The organism is Pseudarthrobacter sp. MEB009, from assembly GCF_030208875.1.
Classification (GTDB): Bacteria; Actinomycetota; Actinomycetes; order Actinomycetales; family Micrococcaceae; genus Arthrobacter.
In genome coordinates, this window is sequence record NZ_JARVTC010000008.1 from 1 (window position 1) to 22766 (window position 22766).

17 protein-coding genes are annotated in these 22766 nt (G+C 68.8%); 5 read left to right on the forward strand and 12 right to left on the reverse strand.

Annotated features, from left to right (window positions below):
• Window positions 1–379: 379 nt before the first annotated feature.
• The 3 genes from tyrS to QRN07_RS08185 are packed head-to-tail and all read right to left on the reverse strand — an operon-like array spanning window position 380 to window position 4711.
• Window positions 380–1693 carry a tyrosine--tRNA ligase gene (tyrS, locus tag QRN07_RS08175; protein WP_050685667.1) on the reverse strand — a complete coding sequence of 438 codons (1314 nt, stop codon included), beginning with the start codon at window positions 1691–1693 and terminating at the stop codon, window positions 380–382.
• 60 nt (window positions 1694–1753) lie between these two features.
• Window positions 1754–3982: a HelD family protein gene (locus QRN07_RS08180; protein WP_050685668.1), complete on the reverse strand. Its 2229-nt coding sequence runs from the start codon at window positions 3980–3982 to the stop codon at window positions 1754–1756.
• 51 nt (window positions 3983–4033) lie between these two features.
• Window positions 4034–4711 (reverse strand): DNA-3-methyladenine glycosylase, encoded by a 678-nt coding sequence (locus tag QRN07_RS08185; protein ID WP_050685669.1) that lies wholly within the window; start codon window positions 4709–4711, stop codon window positions 4034–4036.
• Window positions 4712–4808: 97 nt separating this feature from the next.
• On the opposite strand from QRN07_RS08185, the gene QRN07_RS08190 reads away from it, so the two are divergent.
• Together QRN07_RS08190 and QRN07_RS08195 are read left to right on the forward strand one after the other, a co-directional pair.
• Window positions 4809–6317 carry a DNA-3-methyladenine glycosylase 2 family protein gene (locus QRN07_RS08190; RefSeq protein WP_285240794.1) on the forward strand — a complete coding sequence of 503 codons (1509 nt, stop codon included), beginning with the start codon at window positions 4809–4811 and terminating at the stop codon, window positions 6315–6317.
• The gene (locus tag QRN07_RS08195; protein WP_285240795.1) at window positions 6314–6808 is read left to right on the forward strand and encodes a methylated-DNA--[protein]-cysteine S-methyltransferase; all 495 of its coding nucleotides are present in this window, start codon (window positions 6314–6316) and stop codon (window positions 6806–6808) included. The genes QRN07_RS08190 and QRN07_RS08195 overlap by 4 nt, the downstream gene beginning before the upstream one ends.
• A 35-nt stretch (window positions 6809–6843) precedes the next feature.
• Here QRN07_RS08195 and QRN07_RS08200 read toward each other — a convergent pair whose 3' ends face one another.
• The 9 genes from QRN07_RS08200 to argC all read right to left on the reverse strand — a co-directional run bounded on the left by QRN07_RS08200 (window position 6844) and on the right by argC (window position 16117).
• Window positions 6844–7380, reverse strand: a complete 537-nt coding sequence (locus tag QRN07_RS08200) for a pyridoxamine 5'-phosphate oxidase family protein (protein ID WP_285240796.1) — start codon at window positions 7378–7380, stop codon at window positions 6844–6846.
• 88 nt (window positions 7381–7468) lie between these two features.
• Complete coding sequence (argH, locus tag QRN07_RS08205; RefSeq protein ID WP_285240797.1) at window positions 7469–8905, reverse strand: argininosuccinate lyase; 1437 nt, start codon at window positions 8903–8905, stop codon at window positions 7469–7471.
• 5 nt (window positions 8906–8910) lie between these two features.
• Entirely contained in the window at window positions 8911–10116 is a 1206-nt protein-coding gene (locus QRN07_RS08210; RefSeq protein WP_050685674.1) for an argininosuccinate synthase, read from the reverse strand.
• Between the two features lie 49 nt (window positions 10117–10165).
• On the reverse strand, window positions 10166–10696 hold the full coding sequence (locus tag QRN07_RS08215; RefSeq protein ID WP_050685675.1) for an arginine repressor: 531 nt from the start codon (window positions 10694–10696) through the stop codon (window positions 10166–10168).
• Window positions 10693–11688, reverse strand: coding sequence for an ornithine carbamoyltransferase (gene argF / locus QRN07_RS08220; protein WP_050685676.1), 996 nt, complete (start codon window positions 11686–11688; stop codon window positions 10693–10695). The genes QRN07_RS08215 and argF overlap by 4 nt, the downstream gene beginning before the upstream one ends.
• Entirely contained in the window at window positions 11685–12899 is a 1215-nt protein-coding gene (locus QRN07_RS08225; protein ID WP_285240821.1) for an acetylornithine transaminase, read from the reverse strand. The genes argF and QRN07_RS08225 overlap by 4 nt, the downstream gene beginning before the upstream one ends.
• A 50-nt stretch (window positions 12900–12949) precedes the next feature.
• The gene (argB, locus tag QRN07_RS08230; protein ID WP_050685678.1) at window positions 12950–13903 is read right to left on the reverse strand and encodes an acetylglutamate kinase; all 954 of its coding nucleotides are present in this window, start codon (window positions 13901–13903) and stop codon (window positions 12950–12952) included.
• 19 nt (window positions 13904–13922) lie between these two features.
• Window positions 13923–15089, reverse strand: coding sequence for a bifunctional glutamate N-acetyltransferase/amino-acid acetyltransferase ArgJ (gene argJ / locus QRN07_RS08235; protein WP_050685679.1), 1167 nt, complete (start codon window positions 15087–15089; stop codon window positions 13923–13925).
• The gene (argC, locus tag QRN07_RS08240; protein WP_285240798.1) at window positions 15086–16117 is read right to left on the reverse strand and encodes an N-acetyl-gamma-glutamyl-phosphate reductase; all 1032 of its coding nucleotides are present in this window, start codon (window positions 16115–16117) and stop codon (window positions 15086–15088) included. Before argC ends, argJ begins: the two co-directional genes overlap by 4 nt.
• A gap of 148 nt (window positions 16118–16265) precedes the next feature.
• Between argC and QRN07_RS08245 the strand changes: the two genes are divergently transcribed.
• From QRN07_RS08245 to QRN07_RS08255, 3 genes are all read left to right on the forward strand, one after another.
• Window positions 16266–17231, forward strand: coding sequence for a quinone oxidoreductase family protein (locus QRN07_RS08245; RefSeq protein WP_285240799.1), 966 nt, complete (start codon window positions 16266–16268; stop codon window positions 17229–17231).
• 257 nt (window positions 17232–17488) lie between these two features.
• Window positions 17489–21385: a Pls/PosA family non-ribosomal peptide synthetase gene (locus QRN07_RS08250; protein ID WP_285240822.1), complete on the forward strand. Its 3897-nt coding sequence runs from the start codon at window positions 17489–17491 to the stop codon at window positions 21383–21385.
• A 19-nt stretch (window positions 21386–21404) separates the two neighbouring features.
• Window positions 21405–22766 (forward strand): M1 family metallopeptidase, encoded by a 1362-nt coding sequence (locus tag QRN07_RS08255; RefSeq protein WP_050685682.1) that lies wholly within the window; start codon window positions 21405–21407, stop codon window positions 22764–22766.

Here is a 22766-nt window from a genome sequence, read left to right on the forward strand (position 1 = left end):
AAAAAATTGGTATCAACAAACATGGCACACTATTGAGTTCTCAAACAACAGACACGTTCGAATATTCCCGAAACAATTCATTTGAATGAATTCTTATTCCGTATTTCTTCGCCGTGATGTTTCAAGCTTATTTCATTCATATTCGCTTTGCAAATCCGGTTGTTTTCCCGGAATTCACTCTGTTTCCATGAATCCGCCCAGCAGAAAATCGAAGCAACTTTTCGGTCCAGGCACTGCCTGGCTAAGAATTGCTTCTTATCAATGTTGGGGGTTTGTCACCACTCAGCGGCGGCGACTCAGAAAACAATACACGCCCCCCAACAGCCGTGCAAGTCGGCTGGTGAAGGGCGTGCTGTGGTGTTTTCGGGGGCGTGGAACCCTAGGCGGGATCCACCTGGACGGTGGCGAGGTTCTTTTTTCCCCGCCGAAGGAGCAGGTACTTGCCGTGCAGCAGCTGCGAGCCGGCGACAACAGCATCCGGGTCTGTCATTTTCTGGTTGTTCACATAAGCGCCGCCCTCCCCCACCGTGCGGCGGGCGGCCGATTTGCTCTCGGAAAGACCCGACGCCACCAAAAGATCCACAATGCCCAAAGCGTCTGCCGGCACCGTGGCGGAAGGAAGTTCGGCGGTGGCGGCAGAAAGGGTCACCTCATCGAGGACAGTAAGGTCGCCGTTGCCGAACAAAGCGGCGGACGCTGCGATGACCTTTTCGGTCGCATCCACACCGTGAACCAGCGACGTTACTTCGAAGGCAAGCCGGCGCTGGCCTTCCCGGGCAAACGGACGCTCGGCAACAGCGGTGGCCACGTCGTCGATCTCTGCCCGGGTCAGGAAGGTGAACACCTTGAGCCGGTCAACGACGTCAGCATCTGCGGTATTAAGCCAGAACTGGTAGAAGGCGTACGGGCTGCACATCGCGGCATCGAGCCAGATGGCGTTGCCCTCGCTCTTGCCGAACTTGGTGCCATCGGAATTGGTGATCAACGGCGTACCCAGGGCGTGGACGCTCTTGCCCTCCACCTTGCGGATCAGCTCCGTGCCGCTGGTCAGGTTGCCCCATTGGTCCGAGCCTCCGGTCTGCAGGACGCAGCCGTGGTCGCGGTACAGCTGGAGGTAGTCCATACCCTGCAGGATCTGGTAGCTGAACTCGGTGTAGCTGATGCCCTCATCGGAACTCAGCCGGGAGGCCACCGCGTCCTTGCGCAGCATGGTGCCTACACGGAAGTGCTTGCCCACCTCACGCAGGAAGTCGATGGCGCTCAGCGGAGCCGTCCAGTCAAGGTTGTTGACCATCCGGGCGGCGTTGTCCCCCTCGAAGCTTAGGAAACGGCGGACCTGGCCCTGCAGGTAGCCCACCCATTCCACCACGGTGTCCTTGGTATTCAGGGTCCGTTCAGCCGTGGGACGGGGATCACCGATCAGGCCCGTGGACCCGCCAACCAGGCCCAGCGGCCGGTGGCCGGCCAGCTGGAGCCGCCGCATCACCAGCAGCTGCACCAGGTTGCCCAGGTGAAGCGAGGGAGCCGTGGGATCAAAGCCGCAATAGTACGTGACCGGCCCACCGGCGAGGAGCTTCTCCAGCTCTGCTTCATCGGTGGAGACGTGGACCAGGCCACGCCATTTCAGCTCCTGCCATACGTTGGCAAAAGTGGGATCGTTCTGTTGCAGTTCGAGGCTGTTGATTTCTGGCACGCCTTCTAAGTTAGCAGGAGTGCGGCGCCGCCAGGCGGCGGCACCGCCGGGAGCAGGCCCTCAGCCTGCGATGCCTGCCGGTACGGGCTGGGCCGCTATCAGGCGCAGCCGCTGGGTGGCCCGGGTCATGGCCACGTACAGGTCGCCCACCTTGCCGTGCTCGTGGTTGAGCATCATGGCCGGTTCCAGCACCACCACGCCGTCGAATTCCAGGCCCTTGGCCTCGCGGGGGCTGATGACCACAATGTCCTGCTCGTAGCTCCCAGCACCGTTGCCCACCCGCCGGCCGTACGCAGTGCGGAGGGCGCGGATGGCTGCGGGCAGGAGGTCGCCGTCGGCAATCACGGCGATCAGGCCGCCGTCGAGCGCTTCCAGCTCTGCCGGCAGGACCTCCACCAGGCGGTCCACCACTGAGCCCGCCGGGACCTCGTCAATGACAGGTGACCAGCGGCCCTCACGGACAGCCTTGGGCGCCGAAACCACCAGCCCGGCAGCGTTGGCCATCCGGACTGCTGCCTCGGCAATCTGGGACGGCGTCCGGTAGTTGACCGTCAGCTCCTCAAGCTGCCAGCGGTCACCGAACATGGGAGCCAGGGCACCCTGCCAGGAATTGGCGCCGGCCACGGAACTGGTCTGGGCAATGTCGCCCACGATCGTGAACGACTTCAGCGGGCAGCGCCGCACCAGCAGCCGCCACTGCATGGGCGAAAGCTCCTGGGCCTCGTCCACCACAATGTGCCCGAAGGCCCAGCTGCGGTCGCTGGTGGCGCGCTCGGCCGCCGTGAGCCGGTCCTCGCGCTCCTGGTTCTGGTCCGCGAGCTCCTCTGCAGTCATCAGCACATCAACACCCATGTGCTCCATGTTTTCCAGCGTTTGCTTGGCGTTGGCCAGGTCGCGGGCCCTGTCGTGCTCCTGCTGCGCAAGGCCGCGGCCGTCGGTAGCGTCCAGATCCCCCAGCAGTTCCGCGGCTTCATCAAGCAGCGGGACGTCGGGTTCCGTCCAGGGCGCGTCCGCCGGGCGCAGCAGGGAAGCCCGCTCAGCCTTGGTGAGGTGCGGGGTGCAGAATTCGAGGATGGCCGGCTTGCTGAACAGCTCGGAAACCAGCTTCTCCGGCGTTATGGGCATCCAGCACAGGTTGAGGGCGATCCGCACGTCGCGGGCGCTGCGGACGTCCTCGGCAAGGTAGCCCCGGTCAGCGTTGTTGCCGATGTTCCCGGCTTCAACAAGGTCGGTCAGCTGTTCGGTCAGCTCACGGAGCAGGATCTTGACGAAGCTGGCGCGTGCCTCGTTGTGCGGTTTCCCGGTGGCGCGGGCACGCTCCCGCGCACGCCGGACCTGGCGGACCGTCAGCGTCAGCTTGCGGCCGTCCACTTCCAGGATCCGGTCCCCGGCCGGGACCCGCTGGCGGTTGGCGACGGCGTTGGCCACAATGGCGGCCATGTCCAGGCGGCCCTTGATGGCGGCGACGCCGGCGTCCTGTTCGGGTACGGCATGGATGCCGGGCATCAGCCGGCCCAGGCTTGCCATCACCACACCAGTCTCGCCGAGGGAGGGCAGCACACGTTCGATGTACTTCATGAACGACGACGACGGCCCCACCAGCAGGACGCCTGCAGTCTTGAGCCGGTCCCGGTGGGTGTAGAGGAGATAGGCGGCACGGTGCAGCGCCACGGCGGTTTTGCCGGTGCCGGGGCCGCCCTGCACCACCAGGGCACCTGAGATCGAGGACCGGATGATGCGGTCCTGCTCCGACTGGATGGTGCTGACGATGTCCGACATCCGGCCGGTGCGCTTGGAGTTCAACGCCGCCAAAAGGGCGCCTTCGCCCTGCAGCGATTCGTCGTCCGCCAGCATGCCGGCGTCCAGGACGTCGTCTTCAATGGCCTTGACTTCGCGGCCCTGCAGGATCAGGTGGCGGCGGCGGCGTACACCCTGCCGGTCGAAAGCGGTGGCCTGGTAGAAGTGCCCGGCTTCTGGCGCGCGCCAGTCCACCATCAGCCGCTGCAGGTCCTCGGTGGTGAGGCCGATCCGGCCGATGTACTGTTCCTCGCCGGAGTCCAGATCCAGCCGGCCAAAGACCAACCGGTCGTCCACTGCATCCAGCTGCGCGAGCCGGTCCTCATACAGGGCGGCAAAAGCGTCCCGTTCCGAAACGTTCTGCATGGTGCCTACGGCTCCGGCGCGCCGGACCTGGGCAAGCTGCCGGCGCTTCTCGTCGCGCAGCTCCTCCAGCCGGGCGTAGAGGCCGGCAACATAATCCCGTTCGTGGGCCAAATCGGCGTCGAGCATTAACGTTCCCCTATCGCGGAATACAGACCGTCCATTCTACAACCATTTCCGTTAACGCTTGTGAAACATGGTGGTCTCAGGTTGCGGCGTCCGGGGCCGGGCCGGCTTGTACGTGGACACGGTCCGGTCCCCGGTCAGCCAGAACCGCCACGGGTACTCCCCCGACCCGCCGGGACCGGCAACCCCCACCCGCGGCCCGGAACTGACGGGCCCGGCAGGGTGCGGCGGCAGTTCCAGCGTGAACGGCTCCGCCAGGGCGTCCCGGCCGCTGTCCGCAGTGCTCAGTCCCATGGCTTTGGCCAGCCGGGCCGGTCCCCGCGCCAGGTCCGCCGGTGACTTGGACGTGGGCCGCCGCTGCCGGGCAAGGTCCCCGCCCGCCACCACCTCCCCGGCACGCAGCAGCAGCGCGGACGCCGTGCCAACCGGTCCGCAGACGATGTTGGCGCAGTGGTGCATCCCGTAGGTGAAGTAGACGTAAAGGTGCCCGGGCGGCCCGAACATCGGCGCGTTGCGCTGCGTGGACCCGCGGTAGGTGTGGGACCCGGGGTCGGGATGAAGTGAATCCCCCGGCCCCAGGTAGGCCTCCACCTCGGTGAGCCGGACAGCCACCAGGCCGTCCCGCGTCCGGTGCGTCAGCACGGCACCCAGGAGCATCGGGGCCAGGTCCAGGGCGTTGCCGGCCAGCAATTCCCGCAGGGGCGGCCCGGACGGGGGCTGTGGCGTGGTCATTTTTCGACTCTACCCACTCCGGGAAGTGGCCAGGGGTACGCACGGCCGTGTCCGATTTCCGCTAGAAGCAGTCCCGCCGGGCTGGCAGGATGGAGGCATGGACTTCTGGCAGCGCTACCGGGCGATCGACGCCCGGGACACCCGGTTCGACGGGCAGTTCTATACTGCCGTCCGCACCACGGGCATCTACTGCCGCCCCTCCTGCCCGGCCCGGACCCCCAAGGCCGCCAATGTCACCTTCTATGAGACCTCGGCCGCGGCGCACGACGCCGGTTACCGGGCCTGCAAGCGCTGCCTCCCGGAGGCGGTCCCCGGGACCCCCGCCTGGAACATCCGACAGGACGTTGCCGGCCGCGCGATGCGGCTGATTAATGACGGGGTCATCAACCGCGACGGCGTCCAGGGCCTTGCTGCCCGGCTGGGCTACTCCTCCCGGCAGCTGAACAGGATCCTCAGCCAGGAGCTGGGCGCCGGTCCCCTCTCGCTGGCCCGCGCCGGCAGGGCGCAGACGGCCCGGACGCTGCTGGTGTCCACGGCCATGAAGCTCGCGGACATCGCTTTCGCTGCCGGTTTCAGCAGTGTCCGCCAGTTCAACGAAACCATGGTGGAAGTCTTCGACATGACCCCCACTGCGCTGCGGCTCAAGGGCCGTCCGGCGAAGGCCGGGGGCGGCACCACGGCCCTCAGCCTGGCTTTGCCGTACCGCCAGCCGTTCGATCCGGGCATCTTCACGTTCCTTGCCGTGCGTGCCGTCCCCGGCATCGAAGCGGGCACCGCCACGTCCTACGCACGGACGCTGCGGCTGCCGCACGGCGACGCGCGCTTCGCGGTGGAGTACGACGGCGGCACGCCCGGCCGGCCCCTGACCCTCACCATCGGCGCGGTGGACCTGCGGGACCTGCCGGCGCTCCTGAGCCGGGTCCGCAGGCTCTTTGACCTGGACGCCGACCCGCAGGCCATCGATGCTGCCCTGGCGGCGGATCCCCGGCTCGCCGCCGCCGTCGCCGGGACACCCGGGATGCGGATGCCCGGGGCGCTGGACCCGCAGGAGCTGCTGGTCCGGGCCATGATCGGCCAGCAGATCACCGTGGCCGCTGCCCGGACGGCACTTTCGCAACTGGCTGCGGCAGGCAGCCACAGCAGCGCTCCGGCGGACGGCCTGGACCGGCTGTTCCCCACCCCAGCGCAGATCGCGGCTTCCGGGCACCTGCTCCGCGGCCCGAAGCGGCGCACGGAATCCCTCCTGAACGCCGCAGCGACCATGGCGGACGGCCGGCTGGAGATCGGCTACGGCCATAACGTCCCCGGCCTCACGGCCGCGTTGCTGCCACTGCCGGGCGTGGGACCCTGGACGGTGGGCTACGTGGCGATGCGGGTGCTCGGTGCCCCGGACGTTTTCCTCGCCAATGACGCCGCCGTCCGGAACGGCATCAAGGCCCTGGCCGCGGGCACAGACGCCGGTTCGCCGGACTTCCGCGAAGTCAGTCCCTGGCGTTCCTACGCCACCATGCACCTCTGGGCCGCTGCCGCCCGTCCCCCCGGCATCGGACGTACTCCACGCACCCGCCGTTCCCCGGCCCCAACCTCCGCGAAAGTGACGCCATGAAAGCCCAACTGCTGACCATGACCACCCCCGATGGCCCCTTCACCATCATCGCCCGGGACGGGGCGGTGCTCTCGTCCGGCTGGACAGCGGACCCGGCTGACTTGACCGGCCAAATCCACGCGTCCCTGCGGCCGGACGGCCTGGAAACAGTCAGCAGCCTGGCCGGCATCTCCCCGGCCGTTGACGCGTTCTACAGCGGAGACCCGGAACCTGCAATGGCCGTGCCGGTGCTGCAGCAGTCCGGCCCGTTCCGGGCGCATGCCTGGGACGTCCTGCGCCTTGTGGCACCGGGGCAGCCCGTGACGTATACCGAATACGCGGCGCTGGCCGGAAACCCCAGGGCTGTCCGGGCCGCGGCCAGCGCCTGCGCCTTCAACGCCGCGGCATTGTTTGTTCCCTGCCACCGGGTGATCCGGACGGACGGCACCCTGGGCGGGTTCCGCTGGGGCCTGCCGGTGAAGGAACGGCTGCTGGCGCGCGAAGCGGCATAGGCGAACCGCCGGCGCAGGTCCCGTGGCGCGACGGCTTAATCGAGCGGGATACCGTCCGGCCCGAACCGGTGCCGCAGGTGCCGGCGGTTGTGCCGGGCCTGCCAGAATTCGATCTCAACGGGCCGGAGGGCGTAGAGCTGCCATTCCGGGTTACTGCTGCCATCAGCCTGCGGCCGGGCGTCCCAGTCCGCTGCCGACGCGGCGGCGGAGAGCTCCACCACGGGACCGGCCACCCGCACCTGCCGGCCCTGCGAATGCCAGTAGAAGTTCATGGCCGCCACCGGCGAGCCCGTGAGTTCCCGGCCCTTGCGGGAGGTGCGGGACGTGGCGAACTGCCAGCCGGCGTCGTCAATGTCCTTCAGGATCAGCATCCGTGCCGACGGCTGCCCGCTGCCGGCCACCGTCGCCAGGCTGAAGGCGTGCGGCTGCGGTTCACCGGCGGCGAGGGCCTGGTCCAGCCAGAACCGGAACAGCGCGGCGGGGTCCGCCGGCGCGGTGTCCGGGTCGAAATCGGGCAGCTCCGCGGGGAAGTCGGGCAGTGCGCGGAGGAACTGCCGGAAGGTTTGGGTCATGGCGCCATGCTAGCGGGGCTGCCCCGCAAGTTAACGCAGAACACCCCTCCCGCCTGTCGGATCAACAGGCGGGAGGGGCGTGCGGGAGCTAGCCGGCGTAGGCGCGGACGGCTTCCAGTTCGGCTTCCAGCGCGGTGAGCTGGCGTTCGACGGCGGCCGGTGCCGTGCCGCCCTGGGAGTTGCGGCTGTTAAGCGAGCCCTCCGTGGACAGTACCGTGCGGACCTCCGGCGTGAGGTGCGCGGAGATGTCCGCGTATTCCTCGTCTGTCAGGTCCCACAGTTCAACGCCGCGGGATTCGGCCTGCTTGACGGCGGCGCCGGAAAGCTCGTGCGCTTCCCGGAACGGCACGCCCTGCCGGACCAGCCATTCGGCGATGTCGGTGGCCAGGGCAAAGCCCTGCGGTGCCAGCGACGCCATCCGCTCGGTGTTGAACGTCAGGGTGGCGATCATGCCGGAAACGGCCGGAAGCAGCAGCTCCAGGGTGTCGGCGGCATCGAAGACCGGCTCCTTGTCCTCCTGCAGGTCGCGGTTGTACGCCAGCGGCAGTCCCTTGAGGGTAGCCAGGAGCCCGGTCAGGTTGCCGATCAGGCGCCCTGCCTTGCCGCGTGCCAGCTCGGCCACGTCCGGGTTCTTCTTCTGCGGCATGATGGAGGACCCCGTGGAATAGGAATCGTGCAGTGTGACGAAGGAGAATTCCTTGGTGGCCCAGAAGATGACTTCCTCGGAGATCCGGGACAGGTCAACACCGATCATGGCCGTGACCCACGCGAACTCGGCGAAAACGTCGCGGGACGCGGTGCCGTCGATCGAGTTGTGCGTGGCGGAGAAGAAGCCCAGGTCCGCGGCCACCGCTTCCGGGTCCAGGCCCAGCGAGGACCCCGCCAGGGCGCCGGAACCGTACGGCGAAACGCCGGCCCGCTTATCCCAGTCCTGGAGCCGCTGCACATCACGCAGCAGCGCCCAAGCGTGGGCCAGCAGGTGATGGCTCAGCAGCACCGGCTGGGCGTGCTGCAGGTGGGTGCGGCCCGGCATGGCCACACCGTGGTGCGCCTTGGCCTGCCCGACGAGGGAGTCCACGGTGGCCAGCACGCCGCGGGCGATGATCCGGGCGTGGTCGCGCAGGAACATCCGGCCCAGGGTTGCCACCTGGTCGTTGCGGGACCGGCCGGCGCGGAGCTTGCCGCCCAGCTGGGTGCCGGCGCGTTCGATCAGGCCGCGTTCCAGCGATCCATGCACGTCCTCGTCGGAGTCGGCGGGCAGGTAGCCGCCGGACGCCACGTCCTCATCCAGGCGGGTGAGGGCGGCCAGCATGCCGTCGAGTTCGGCGTCGTCCAGCAGTCCGGCCTTGTGCAGCACGCGGGCGTGCGCCTTGGACCCGGCAATGTCGTAGCGGGCCAGCCGCCAGTCAAAATGCGTGGACTTGCTCAGCGCCGCGAGGGCGTCCGCGGGGCCGCCGGCGAACCGGCCGCCCCACAGCGCACCTGTATTGGTCCCCGAGCGCACCCCGGATTTGTGCTCAGCCACGGGGGCTACTTTCCTGCGACGCGGATGTCGCGGCCCGAGGCCACCTTGGCGGACATGCCCCACAACTCGATGAAGCCCTTGGCCTGCGACTGGTCGAAGGTGTCGCCGGTGTCGTAGGTGGCCAGGTCGAAGTCGTACAGGGACGTGTCGGAGCGGCGGCCGTTGACGATTGCCTGGCCGCCGTGCAGGGTCATGCGGATGTCGCCGGTGACGTACTTCTGGGTGTCTTCGATGAAGGCGTCGAGGGAACGCTTCAGCGGGGAGAACCACTGTCCGTCGTAGACCAGCTCGGCCCAGCGCTGGCCAACGGTGGCCTTGAAGCGGGCCTGCTCGCGCTCGACGGTGATGTCCTCGAGGTGCTTGTGCGCGGTGATCAGCGCCATGGCGCCGGGGGCCTCGTAGATTTCGCGGGACTTGATGCCCACGAGGCGGTCCTCGACAACGTCGATCCGGCCCACGCCCTGGGCGCCGGCCCGGCGGTTCAGTTCCTTGATGGCCTGCAGCGGGGTGACCCGGACGCCGTCGATCGCCACCGGCACGCCGGCTTCGAAGGAGATGGTGACTTCATCCGGGGCCGGCGGGAACTCCGGGGTGGCGGTGTAGTCGTAGATGTCCTTGGTGGGGGCGTTCCAGATGTCCTCAAGGTAGCCGGTTTCGACGGCACGGCCCCAGACGTTCTGGTCGATCGAGTACGGGTTCTTTTTGGTGGTCTCGATGGGCAGGCCCTTTTCCTCGGCGAAGGCGATGGCCTTGTCGCGGGTGAGGGCGAGGTCGCGGACGGGGGCGATGCACTTCAGGTCCGGCCCAAGGGTCTGGATGCCGACTTCGAAGCGGACCTGGTCGTTGCCCTTGCCGGTGCAGCCGTGGGCCACGGTGGTGGCGCCGAATTCGCGGGCGGCCTTGACCAGGTGCTTCACGATCACCGGGCGGGAGATGGCCGAGACCAGCGGGTAGTGGCCCTGGTAGAGGGCGTTGGCCTTCAGCGTGGGCATGCAGTACTCGTTGGCGAACTCGTCCGACGCGTCGGCCACGTAGGCTTCGACGGCGCCGCAGCCCAGGGCGCGCTGCCGGATGGTCTCCAGCGACTCGCCGCCCTGTCCAACGTCAACGGCCACGGCGATGACCTCGGCGCCGGTGGCTTCACCGATCCAGCCGATGGCTACTGAGGTGTCCAGGCCGCCGGAGTAGGCCAGCACAATGCGTTCAGTCACTTAAATGCTCCTTGAATTGAGGGTTTGGTTCGTGTTGTTGCCATCAAGCTTATTGCCCGGCTTCCTCGGCCAGCTGAAGGAAGCGCGCGGCGAGGTCGGGTCCGCCCAGGGGGTCCCGGGAGACCAGCAGGACGGTGTCGTCACCGGCGATGGTGCCCAGGATGGACGGCATCACCGAATGGTCGATTGCGAGGGCCAGGAAGTTCGCCGCGCCGGGCGGGGTACGCAGGACGGCGATGTTGGCCGAGGCTTCCGCCGTGACCAGCAGTTCGCTGCAGAGCCGGGCCAGCCGGGCGTCCAGGATTTCCTGGCTCACCCCGCTTTTGGCGGCCCGTTCCCCGCCTTCACCCGGGACGGCGTAAACCAGCACGCCTTCCTGGCCGCGGACCCGGACGGCACCGAGTTCCACCAGGTCCCGGGACAGGGTGGCCTGGGTGACCTGGACGCCGTCGTCCGCCAGCAGCGCCGCAAGCTCCGCCTGGGAGCGCACGGACTGGCCCGTGAGCAGGGCCGTGATCCGGGCCTGGCGGGCCGTTTTGGTGGCCGGGCTGGAGGCGGGCCCGGCTGACGGGACGGTCACTGGCTGCCAGCCGCCACGGGCTCAAGGCCAGCCACCACTGCCAGGCCGGACCGGTGCAGCAGCCAGGCCATCAGGGCCTTCTGGGCGTGCAGCCGGTTCTCGGCCTCGTCCCAGACGATGGACTGCGGACCGTCGATGACGCCGGCGGAGATCTCGTAGCCGCGATAAGCGGGAAGGCAATGCAGCACCACGGCGTCGTCCGCGGCGAGGGACATGGCCGCCTCGTCCACGGAGTACTTCCGGAACAGCTGCATCCTGGCTTCCTTTTCCGCTTCCTGGCCCATGGAGACCCAGGTGTCGGTGGCCACCACGTCCGCGCCGGTGAGGGCTTCGGTGGCATCGGTGGTGACCAGGACGGAGCCGCCTGTCAGGGCAGCCCGCTCCTCTGCGGCGGCCACGATCTCCGCGGTGGGAAGGTAGCCTTCGGGACCGGCGATCCGGACGTGCATGCCGGCGGTGACCCCGGCCAGCAGGTAGGAGTTGGCCATGTTGTTGGCGGAATCGCCGAGGTAGGCCATGGTGAGGCCCTGCAGCGGGCCCTTGTGCTCCTTGACGGTCAGCAGGTCCGCCAGGAGCTGGCACGGGTGGTAGTCATCGCACAGGGCGTTGATAACGGGCACCTTCGAGTTTTCCGCCATGGCCACGAGTCCGGCGTGCGCCCCGGTCCGCCACACGATGGTGGAGACCATACGCTCCAGGACCTTGGCGGTGTCCGCCACGGATTCCTTGTGCCCGATCTGTGCCTCGCCGGGGTTGATGATCAGGGCGTTGCCGCCCATGTCGGCGATGCCGGTGGCGAACGAGACCCGGGTGCGGGTGGAGGTCTTGTCGAAGATCACCGCTACCGTTTTGCGGCCGTTGCCTTCCGCGGCGAACGGCTGGACGCTGTACGGCGCGGCTTTCATGCGGACTGCAAGGTCCAGGACCTCCGCCTGCTCAGCCGGGCTGAGGTCGGTGTCCTTGAGGAAGTGCCGGGTTGGGGTTGCTGTCACTGGGCGTCCTTAGCAGTCTGGAGGATGGCCGGGAAGGCGGCGAGGAAGGTCTCTGCCTGGGCGGTGGTCAGGACCAGCGGGGGTGCCAGGCGGATGGTGTGCGGGCCGGGGGCGTTAACGATGAACCCCGCGTCCAGGCCGGCCTGGACCACTGCCGGTGCCACGTCGGCGTCGAGGTCGAAGCCGATCAGCAGTCCCCTGCCGCGTACGCCGGTCACGCCGGGAACGGCGGCCAGGCCGGCGCGCAGGTGTTCCCCCACGGTGTTGACGTTGGCCAGGACGTGCTGGTTTTCGATGGCGTGCAGTGTTGCCAGGGCAGCGGCCGTTGCCACCGGGTTGCCGCCGAAGGTGGTGCCGTGCTGGCCGGCGGACAGCAGGGCGGACGGCTTCTCCCCCATGGTCAGCAGCGCGCCGATGGGGAACCCACCGCCCAGGCCCTTGGCCAGGGTGATGGCGTCCGGAACGATTCCGGCGTCCTCGCTGGCCAGCCATGTGCCGGTCCGGCCTACACCGGTCTGGACCTCGTCGAGGATCAGCAGCGCGCCGGCGTCAGTGGTGAGCCGGCGGGCGGCCTGCAGGTATTCGGCGCTGAGCGGCCGGACTCCGGCTTCACCCTGGATGGGTTCCAGGAACACGGCCGCAGTGGAATGGTCGACGGCGGCACGCAGGGCTTCGAGGTCGCCGAAGGGGATGTGCACCACGCCGCCGGGCAGCGGTTCGAAGGGTGCCCGGTACGCTTCCTTGGCTGTGAGGGCCAGGGCGCCCATGGTGCGGCCGTGGAAGGCGCCGTCCAGCGCAACGACCTTGGTCCGTGGTGCGTCCGCTGTGCCGGTGTTGCGGCGGGCCAGCTTGAAGGCGGCCTCCACGGCTTCGGTGCCGGAATTGGCGAAAAAGACCTTGGAGCCGGCCGGTGCCTTGGCCAGGGCCAGCAGCTTCTCGGCCAGCGCGATCTGGGTGGGGCTGGTGAAGAAGTTGGAGACGTGGCCCAGGGTGGCCAGCTGGCTGGCGATCACGGAGGTCACGAACGGGTGGGCGTGGCCCAGCGCGTTGACGGCGATGCCGCCCAGGAGGTCAAGGTATTCCTTGCCGTCGGCGTCCCAGACCAGGCAGCCGGCGCCACGCACCAGGACCCGTTGCGGGGTGCCGAAGACACCCATCAGGGAACTTGAGTAGCGGGACAGCCACTCGGCGCCGCTGCCCATTCCGGTCATCACGGATGCTTTGGCGTCAGGCCCGGCGGGACCCACGTCAACAGTGTCGTTCATGCGCTCACTTCCTGGTCGGGAACCACCTGGGTGCCGATGCCGGCGGTGGTGAAGGTTTCAAGGAGCATGGAGTGCGGCAGGCGGCCATCAACGATATGCGCCCGTTCCACCCCGCCGTCCACTGCCTTGAGGCAGGCTTCCATTTTGGGGATCATCCCCGACTCCAGCGTGGGCAGGAGGTCCCGGAGGTCCGAGGCCTTCAGCGAGGAGATGAGCGAGGACTTGTCCGGCCAGTTGGCGTACAGGCCCTCGACGTCGGTGAGGATGACCAGCTTGGAGGCGCCCAGGGCTTCGGCGAGGGCAGCCGCGGCGGTGTCGGCGTTGACGTTGAGCACCTGGCCGGTGGTCTGGACCCGGCTGTCGGCAGGATCGGCGCCGGCTTCGATTTCGGGGGCAACGGTGGAGATCACCGGGATGCGGCCGGCGGCGAGGATGTCGAGGATGCCTTCCGGGTTCACCCCCACTACTTCGCCCACCAGGCCCAGGTCCACGTCTTCGCCGTCAACCACGGTGCCGGTCCGGACGGCGCGGAGCAGGCCGCCGTCTTCCCCGGACATGCCCACCGCGTACGGGCCGTGGGAGTTGATGAGTCCCACCAGCTCCCGGCCCACCTGGCCGGTCAGGACCATGCGGACCACGTCCATGGCCTCCGGGGTGGTGACGCGGAGTCCGCCCTTGAACTCGGATTCGATGCCCAGGCGCGCCAGCATGGAGTTGATTTGCGGGCCGCCGCCGTGGACCACCACGGGGTGGATGCCCACGTGGTGCAGGAACACCACGTCCTCGGCGAAGGCACGCCGGAGCTCGTCGTTGACCATGGCGTTGCCGCCGTACTTGATCACCATGGTGGTCCCGGCGAAACGCTGGATCCAGGGCAGGGCTTCAATCAGCGTGCCGGCTTTGCTTTGCGCGTCCAGCATCGAGGTGTTTTCGCGGGTTTCGGTGTTCATGCGTGCCTCCGGGCGTGGGTCAGCTTGAGTAGGCGCTGTTTTCGTGCACGTAGTCGTGGGTGAGGTCGTTGGTCCAGACCGTGGCTTCGGCCGTGCCGGCCTGCAGGTCGATCTCCACCAGGACCTCGCGGGGCTCCAGGTCCACCAGCGCGCGGTCATCGCCAATGCTGCCGTTGCGGCAGATCCGGATGCCGTTCATGCTGACGTTCAGGGCGTCCGGGTCGAAGACGGCGTCGGTGGTTCCCACAGCGGAGAGCACCCGGCCCCAGTTGGGGTCCTTGCCGAAGATGGCGGCTTTGAACAGGTTGGACCGTGCCACGGAGCGGCTGACGGTTTCGGCGTCCGCTTCGCTGGCGGCGTTGTAGGTGCGGATGGCGATATCGTGGCTGGCGCCCTCGGCGTCACCGATCAGCTTGCGGGCCAGCTCGGCGCAGACCTGGGTGAGTCCGGCTGCGAAGGCCTCCGCGTCCGGCACCGCACCGGAGGCGCCGGAAGCCAGCAGGACCACGGTGTCATTGGTGGACATGCAGCCGTCAGAGTCTGCCCGGTCAAAGGTGACACGGGTGGCGTCGCGGAGGACGGTGTCCAGCATGTCCGCGTCCACAGCGGCGTCGGTGGTGAGCACCACCAGCATCGTGGCCAGGCCGGGCGCCAGCATGCCGGCGCCCTTGGCGATGCCGCCGATGCTGAACTCCTGCCCGTCCGCGTCGCTGCCGATGAAGAGGGCGGACTTCGGGACCGAGTCCGTGGTCATGATGGCGGTCCCGGCGTCCGGGCCGCCGTCGGGGCTCAGCGCAGCGGCTGCGGCCTCGACACCGGGCAGGATCTTGTCCATGGGGAGTTGCTCGCCGATCAGGCCGGTGGAGCAGACAAACACGTCGGTGGCGGAAATGCCCAGCACGTCCGCAACCTTTTCGGCGGTGCTGTGGGTGTTCTGGAAGCCGGTGGGCCCGGTGCAGGCATTGGCTCCGCCGGAGTTCAGGACCACGGCGTCCACCCGGCCGTCGGAGACAACCTGCCGGGACCAGTGCACGGGAGCGGCCGCAACGCGGTTGCTGGTGAACACGGCGGCAGCGGCCTTGGAAGGGCCGTCGTTGACCACCAGGGCGAGGTCCGGGTTTCCTGATGCCTTGAGTCCGGCGGTGACGCCGGCGGCGCGGAATCCCTGGGGTGCGGTGATGGTCACGGTGCTACTCCCTGCAGGTTGAGGCCGGCCGTTTCCGGCAGGCCAAGTGCGATGTTCATGGATTGGACGGCACCGCCGGCGGTGCCTTTGGTGAGGTTGTCGATCACGCACGTGATGATCACCCGGTTGGCGTGGGCATCAAAAGCGAGCTGCATGGCCACGTGGTTGGAGCCAACCACCGATTTAGTGGCCGGCCATTGGCCCTCGGGAAGCAGGTGGACGAAGGGCTCATCGTCATAGGCATCCGCCCAGGCCTGGCGCAGCTGGTCGGCGCTGACACCGGGCTTGACCTTAGCCGTGGCGGTGGTGAGGATCCCCCGGCTCATGGGTGCCAGGGTGGGCGTGAAGGAAACGGTCACGGGGCTGCCCGCAGCGAGGCCCAGGCCCTGTTCGATTTCGGGGGTGTGCCGGTGCCCGCCGCCCACGCCGTAGGGGCTCATGGAGCCCATCACTTCGGAGCCGATCAGGTTGACCTTGGCGGCTTTCCCGGCACCCGAGGTTCCGGAGGCGGAAACGATCACAACGTCATCGTGCTCCAGCAGGTGCGCCGCGAAGCCCGGCGTCAACGCCAGGAGCGCGGAGGTGGGGTAGCAGCCGGGCACGGCAATCCGTTTGGCCCCCTTGAGGGCCTCGCGCTGGCCCGGCAGTTCGGGGAGCCCGTAAGGCCAGGTTCCGGCGTGCGGTGAGCCGTAGAACTTTTCCCACACGGCAGGATCGGCGAGGCGGTGGTCGGCGCCGGCGTCGATCACCACCGTGCCCTCCGGCAGCTGCGCGGCAATCTCCGCGGAGGCGCCATGTGGCAGGGCGAGGAACACCACGTCGTGGCCGGAGAGGTTAGCGACGGTGGTGTCCTCGAGGATGCGGCTGGCCAGCCCGTGCAGGTGCGGCTGCAGCTCACCGAGGCGGGAGCCGGCGTTGCTGTGGGCGGTGATGGCGCCGATGGTGACGCCGGGGTGGCCGGCGAGCAGGCGCAGGACCTCTCCCCCGGCATAACCGCTGGCTCCGGACACTGCAACAGAAATAGTCATGGCATCGACTATACAGCAATAGTTATGCAATACACCCGATATTTATGCACCGCCGCCGGAGGGCGGCCCCTTGCCCCGCCGATGGGGGCAGAACCTAGGATGGAAGCGGCAGCCGGGCCGGAAACGCCGGTCCCGGGGAAAGAGAGCTATGACGCACGCAATCGTCGCACGGCAGGCCGGCGGACCGGAAGTACTCCAGTACCAGGACATTGAGCGGCCCACGCCGGGTCCCGGGCAGCTGCTCATCAAAGTGGGGGCTGCAGGGGTCAACTTCATCGACACCTACAAGCGCAGCGGCGCCTACCAGGTTCCCTATCCCTTCACGCCCGGTTCCGAAGCAGCAGGCACCGTGGAATCTGTGGGCGCCGGAGTCAAGGACTTTACCGCCGGAGACCGGATCGCCACCGCGGAGGGCATCGCGTGCTACGCCGGTTACGCCCTGGTTCCCGAAGAAGCGGCACTGCCCGTTCCCGACGGTGTGGATGACCTGACGGCCGCCGCCCTGCCGCTGCAGGGCATCACCGCCCACTACCTGATGAACTCGACGTTCAAGGTGGCCGCCGGCCACACGGTCCTGCTCCATGCCGGCGCGGGCGGGGTTGGCCTGCTGCTGATCCAGCTGCTCAAGGCCCGCGGCGCCAGGGTCATCACCACTGTCTCCAGCGACGCGAAGGCGGAACTGGCAGCCGGCGCCGGGGCTGACCAGGTGCTCCGGTACGACGGATTCGCGGACAAAGTCCGGGACATCACCGGGGGCACCGGCGCGGACGTGGTGTACGACGGCGTGGGCAAGGATACGTTCGATGGCTCACTGGCGGCGCTGCGCATCCGCGGCACCCTGGTCCTTTTTGGGGCCGCATCAGGGCCGGTGCCCGCGGTTGACCCGCAGCGCCTTAACGCCGGCGGCTCCCTGTTCCTGACCCGGCCCACCATGGCGCACTACCTGCAGGACGCCGCCGAGCGGCGCTGGCGTTCGGGCGAGGTCTTCGCGGCAGCCGCCGACGGCAGCCTGAAAGTCCGGATCGGCGCACAGTACAGCCTCGCCGACGCGGCACAGGCACACCGCGACCTCGAGGGCCGCCGGACCACCGGCAAGGTCCTCCTGGTGCCCTAGGCACGTCCCGGGATGGAACAGCGGACACACAGACGTTCCGGGAGCGGGACCTAAACCGCCGTCACGGACACCTTCCGTTCATCTGGCGCAGGCACAATGCCCGGGTGACTTCGCAGCATGCCCCTTCGGGGAACATCCTTTCCGGCCCGGCAACCTCCGCCGCGGCGCCTTTGGCGCCACCGGAGGGGCCGGCTCCGGGGGTGCCCGGCCAGCCCGGACCCGCGGATGCTGCGCCCGGAACTTTGCCCGGCGGGGACCTGGTCCACGCCCCGCAGCTGCCCGGCCTCCCGGCAGCCCCGCCGGTCCGCACCCTGATCGACATCCTCCAGGACACGGCGGCCCGCTACCCCGACGCTTCCGCGCTAGACGACGGCCGGCAGTCCCTCAGTTACGCCCAGCTTCTGGTGGAAGTCCGGGCTGCGGCGCTGCAGCTGCACCAGGCGGGGGTGGGCGCCGGGGACCGGATCGGGGTGCGGATCCCCTCCGGCACCAACGAGCTTTACATCGCCATCCTCGCGGTGCTGCTGGTGGGCGCCGCCTACGTGCCCGTGGACGCTGACGATCCCGACGAACGGGCCCGCCTGGTGTTCGGTGAAGCCAAGGTGGCGGGGGTGCTGGGTACGGGCGGAGTCCTGTCCGGCACCGGACGCACCGGGCCTTTTGCCGGTGCGCGGCCGCCGGGCCCGGACGACGACGCCTGGATCATTTTTACGTCCGGCTCAACCGGTACGCCCAAGGGGGTGGCCGTCCAACACCGGTCGGCCGCCGCGTTTGTGGACGCCGAAGCCCGGATTTTCCTGACCGGGGAGCCGTTGGGGCCACAGGACCGGGTCCTGGCCGGGCTGTCGGTGGCCTTTGACGCTTCCTGCGAGGAGATGTGGCTGGCCTGGCGCCACGGTGCAGCCCTGGTGCCCGCCCCGCGGGCCCTGGTGCGCACCGGAATGGACCTTGGCCCGTGGCTGATCAGCCACGGCATCACGGCAGTCTCCACAGTCCCCACGCTGGCGGCGCTGTGGCCCGCGGAATCGCTGGAGAGCGTCCGGTTGCTGATTTTCGGCGGCGAAGCCTGCCCGCCGGAACTCGCCGAACGCCTGGCCGTGGATGGCCGCGAAGTCTGGAACACCTACGGCCCCACGGAAGCGACAGTGGTTGCCTGCGCTGCCCCGCTGGGCGGCCCCGGGCCGGTCCGGATCGGGCTGCCGCTGGACGGCTGGGACCTGGCAGTGGTGGACGCCGATGGGGTGCCCGTTGCCGAAGGGGAAGTCGGTGAGCTGATCATCGGCGGCGTAGGCCTGGCCCGCTACCTCGACCCCGCCAAGGACGCCGAGAAGTACGCCCCCATGCCCAGCCTCGGCTGGAAACGCGCCTACCGCTCCGGCGACCTGGTCAAGTACGAGCAGGCCGGCCTGATCTTCCAGGGCCGCGCGGACGAACAGGTCAAGCTGGGCGGCCGCAGGATCGAACTCGGCGAGATCGATGCCGCCCTCCAGTCGTTGCCGCACGTGGGCGGCGCCGCGGCGGCCGTCCGCACCACGGCGGCAGGGAACCAGATCCTGGTGGGATACCTGGCCCCCGCTTCCGGACAGGACATCGACCTGGCTGCAGCCCGTGCGCTGCTCGGCACCAGCCTGCCGGCGGCCCTGGTTCCCCTGCTGACCGTGGTCCCCTCGCTGCCCACCAAAACCAGCGGAAAGGTGGACCGCCACGCGCTGCCCTGGCCGCTGGCCGGCGCCGGTGCCGCGGCAGCCGATGCCGCCCCATTGAACCTGCCGGACGACGCCGCCTGGATCGTGGAGCAGTGGAGCGCCGTGCTGGGCAGCCCGGTCACGTCCCTCGACGCTGACTTCTTTGCTTACGGCGGCGGCTCGCTGTCCGCCGCGCAACTGGTCTCGGCCCTGCGCCGGCGCTACCCCACCATCACCGTTGCGGACATCTACGCCACGCCCCGCATCGGAGCACTGGTGGAAGTGGCCCGGCAGTCCAACCCGGGCGGTACGGCCGGGCCGGCCAGGGAACGGCCCGTCCGGCCCACGGCCCGGAAATCGCAGATCTTCCAGACCTTGATGGGCGTCCCGCTGCACATCCTGGTGGGCATGCGGTGGCTGACCTACGTGATGGCCGCCAACAACGTGCTCGCGGCGGTGGCAGGTTTCTCGGCAGCGCCCACCGTTTCCTGGTGGTGGGTGGCCGCCGCCTGGCTGCTCTTCGTCAGCCCGGCCGGCCGGATGCTGATGTCGGTGGCCGCAGCCCGGTTCCTGTTGCGCGGTGTCGGGCCGGGGACGTATCCACGCTCGGGCCGGGTTCATCTCCGGCTGTGGCTGGCCGAGCAGATCCAGGACCTTTCCGGCGCCATCAGCCTGGCCAGCGCGCCGTGGGTGCCCTACTACGCCAGGGCCCTTGGCGCGAAGATCGGCCGGGACGTCCAGCTCCATTCGCTGCCGCCGGTTACAGGTTTGCTGACGCTGGGACCGGGGGCCAACGTGGAACCGGAAGTGGACCTGTCCGGCTGGTGGATCGACGGCGACAGCGTCCATATCGGCGCCGTCCGGATCGGTGCAGGCGCCACGGTGGGAGCCCGGAGCACGCTGATGCCCGGCGCCTCGATCGGTGCCGGGGCGCAGGTGGAGGCCGGGTCCGCGGTGCTGGGGAAGGTCAAGGCCGGCCAGCTGGTGGCCGGCTCCCCCGCAGTGCGCCGCGGCAAAGCCCGGCACTCCTTCCCGGACGCCCCGGCGCAGGGCAGGTTCCTGGCCAGGCTGTGGTTTGCCGGGTTTGCCTCGGCCTCGGCGGCCCTGGCCCTGCTGCCCATCGTGGCGGCCGGTGCCGCACTCGCGGTGGCGTACCCGTTCATCCAGGGCAGCTCCTCGCTTTCTGCCGCGATTCCCGGCTTGGCCCTGGCGCTGGCACCGGCAGCGCTGGCCTGGTTCCTCACCAACGCCCTGCTGATCCTGGCCGCCACGAGGCTGCTGGGCATCGGGCTGGTCGAAGGCCACCACCGGGTGCGCAGCCGGGTTGGCTGGCAGGTGTGGGCCACCGAACGAGTCCTGGACCTGGCCCGGGACCTGCTGTTCCCCATCTACGCCAGCCTGTTCACCCCGGTGTGGCTGCGCCTCCTGGGCGCCAAAATCGGCAAAAACGTCGAAGCCTCCACTGTCCTGCTGATCCCCAAGATGACCACCGTGGGCGAAGGCGCGTTCCTGGCCGACGACACCATGGTGGCGTCCTACGAACTGGACGGCGGCTGGCTCCGTGTGGCCCCGGCCAAGATCGGCAAGCGCTCGTTCCTGGGCAACTCCGGCATGACGGCCGCGGGCCGGAACGTGCCCAAGAACTCGCTGGTGGCCGTCCTGTCCGCCACGCCGGCCAAGGCGAAGTCCGGCACCTCATGGCTGGGCAGCCCGCCCGTCCGGCTGCGGCGTACCGCGATTGCCTCCGACGACGCCCGCACCTTCCAGCCGCCGTTCCGGCTCAAAGTGGCCAGGACCCTCTGGGAACTGGGCCGGTTTGTTCCCGTGATGCTCACCGTAGGCATCGCCGTGGCAGTGATGCTCGCCTTCGATTGGCTGGCCGGTACCTTCAACTACGCCGTGGCCGCCCTGCTCAGCGGCGTGGTGATGATCCTGGCCGGGGCCGCGGCCGCCGCGGCTTCCGTGCTGGCCAAATGGATCCTGGTGGGCAGGATCCGGGCCGGCGAACATCCGCTGTGGAGTTCCTTCATCTGGCGGAACGAAGTGGTGGACACGTTCATCGAGATGGTCAGCGCCCCCTGGTTCGCCCGCGCAGCCACCGGCACCCCGGCCCTGGTCTGGTGGCTCCGGAGCCTCGGCGCCAGCATCGGCACCGGCACCTGGTGCGAGAGCTACTGGCTGCCGGAAGCGGACCTGGTAACCCTGGGCCGCAACGCAACAGTCAACCGCGGCTGCGTGGTCCAGACCCACCTTTTCCACGACCGGGTGATGAGCCTGGACGCTGTTACGCTCGAAGACGGTGCCACCATGGGACCGCACGGGGTCATCCTGCCACAGGCCAGCATCGGCGCCGGCGGTACCGTAGGCCCGGCATCCCTGGTGATGCGCGGCGAATCGGTGCCTGCCGCCACGTACTGGATGGGCAACCCGGTCAGTCCGTGGACCGGCCCCGCCGCCCCGCCTGCCTGACACAAACCTAAGGTCGTTCATGAGTCCCACAGCACCACCCGCCGGCAGCCCGATCGGCCTGCCGGGCGGCGGCGCGCCCGACCCCTACCTGCCCGGTGCAGGTACCAGCGCATACCGGGTGGAGCACTACGACCTGTTCCTCGACTACAAAGTGGCCAGCAACCGCCTCAGCGGCAGGGCGGTGCTGCGCGGCGTGGCCCAGGAACCGGCGTCGGCCATTGTCCTTGACCTGACCGGGCTGCGCGCCACCAAAGTCCAGCTGGACGGCCGGAAGGCAGCCCGCTTCAGCCAGCGCGCCGAGCAGCTGGTGGTCTCAACACCGGTACCCCTGGAACCCGGGCAGCCGTTCACGCTTGAAGTCCGGTACGAAGGCAATCCGGCGCCGCGCCGGGGCTTCTGGGGCGAGGTGGGCTGGGAGGAGCTTTCCGACGGGGTCCTGGTGGCCGGCCAGCCCAACGGCGCGCCGTCCTGGTTCCCCTGCAACGACCACCCGCGCGACAAGGCCAGCTACCGGTTCACCGTCACCACGGACGCGAACTACCGGGCCGTATGCAACGGCACCCTGCAGGGCCACACCACCCGATCCAGCCGCGAGACCTGGACCTATGACCAGGCCGAACCAATGGCCACGTATCTCGCCACCGTGCAGATCGGCCGGTACCAGCTGCTGGAGCTCGACGCCGGCCGCCACCCCGGCCAGGTCACCCAGCTGGTGGCCGTTCCCCCGGCCCTCGCCGTCCAGGCCCGCCTTGGCCTGGCCCACCAGCCGGCCATGATGCGCACGTTCATCAACTGCTTTGGGCCCTATCCCTTCCCTGCCTACACGGTGGTGGTCGCGGAGGACGTGTTGGAGATCCCGCTGGAGGCGCAGGGCATGTCCATCCTGGGCCCCAACCACCTTGAGCTGGACTGGGAGGCGCAGCGCCTGGTCGCCCATGAGCTCTCCCACCAATGGTTCGGCAATTCGCTGACCGCCGCTTCCTGGCAGGACATCTGGCTGCATGAGGGCTTTGCCTGCTACGCCGAATGGATCTGGTCCGAGGAGGCCGGCGTGATGGGTGTGGCGGACCGGGCGGCTGCTGCCTGGCGCCGGCTCAACGCCGATGCCCAGGACCTGCTGGTGGGCGATCCCGGCCCGGAACACATGTTTGATGACCGGGTGTATAAGCGCGGCGCCCTGGCCCTGCACGCGGTCCGGGTGGCCTGCGGCGACCTGGCCTTTTTTGCGCTGCTGCAGGAATGGGCCACGGCGCACCGCCACGGATCGGTGGCCACCGCCGACTTCATCCTGGCCGTGGACCGGGCCACGGGGCTTGATTCGGAGGCGTTGCTCCACCCGTGGCTCTACGAGGAAGCCCTGCCGCCACTGCCCGGGAGCTGA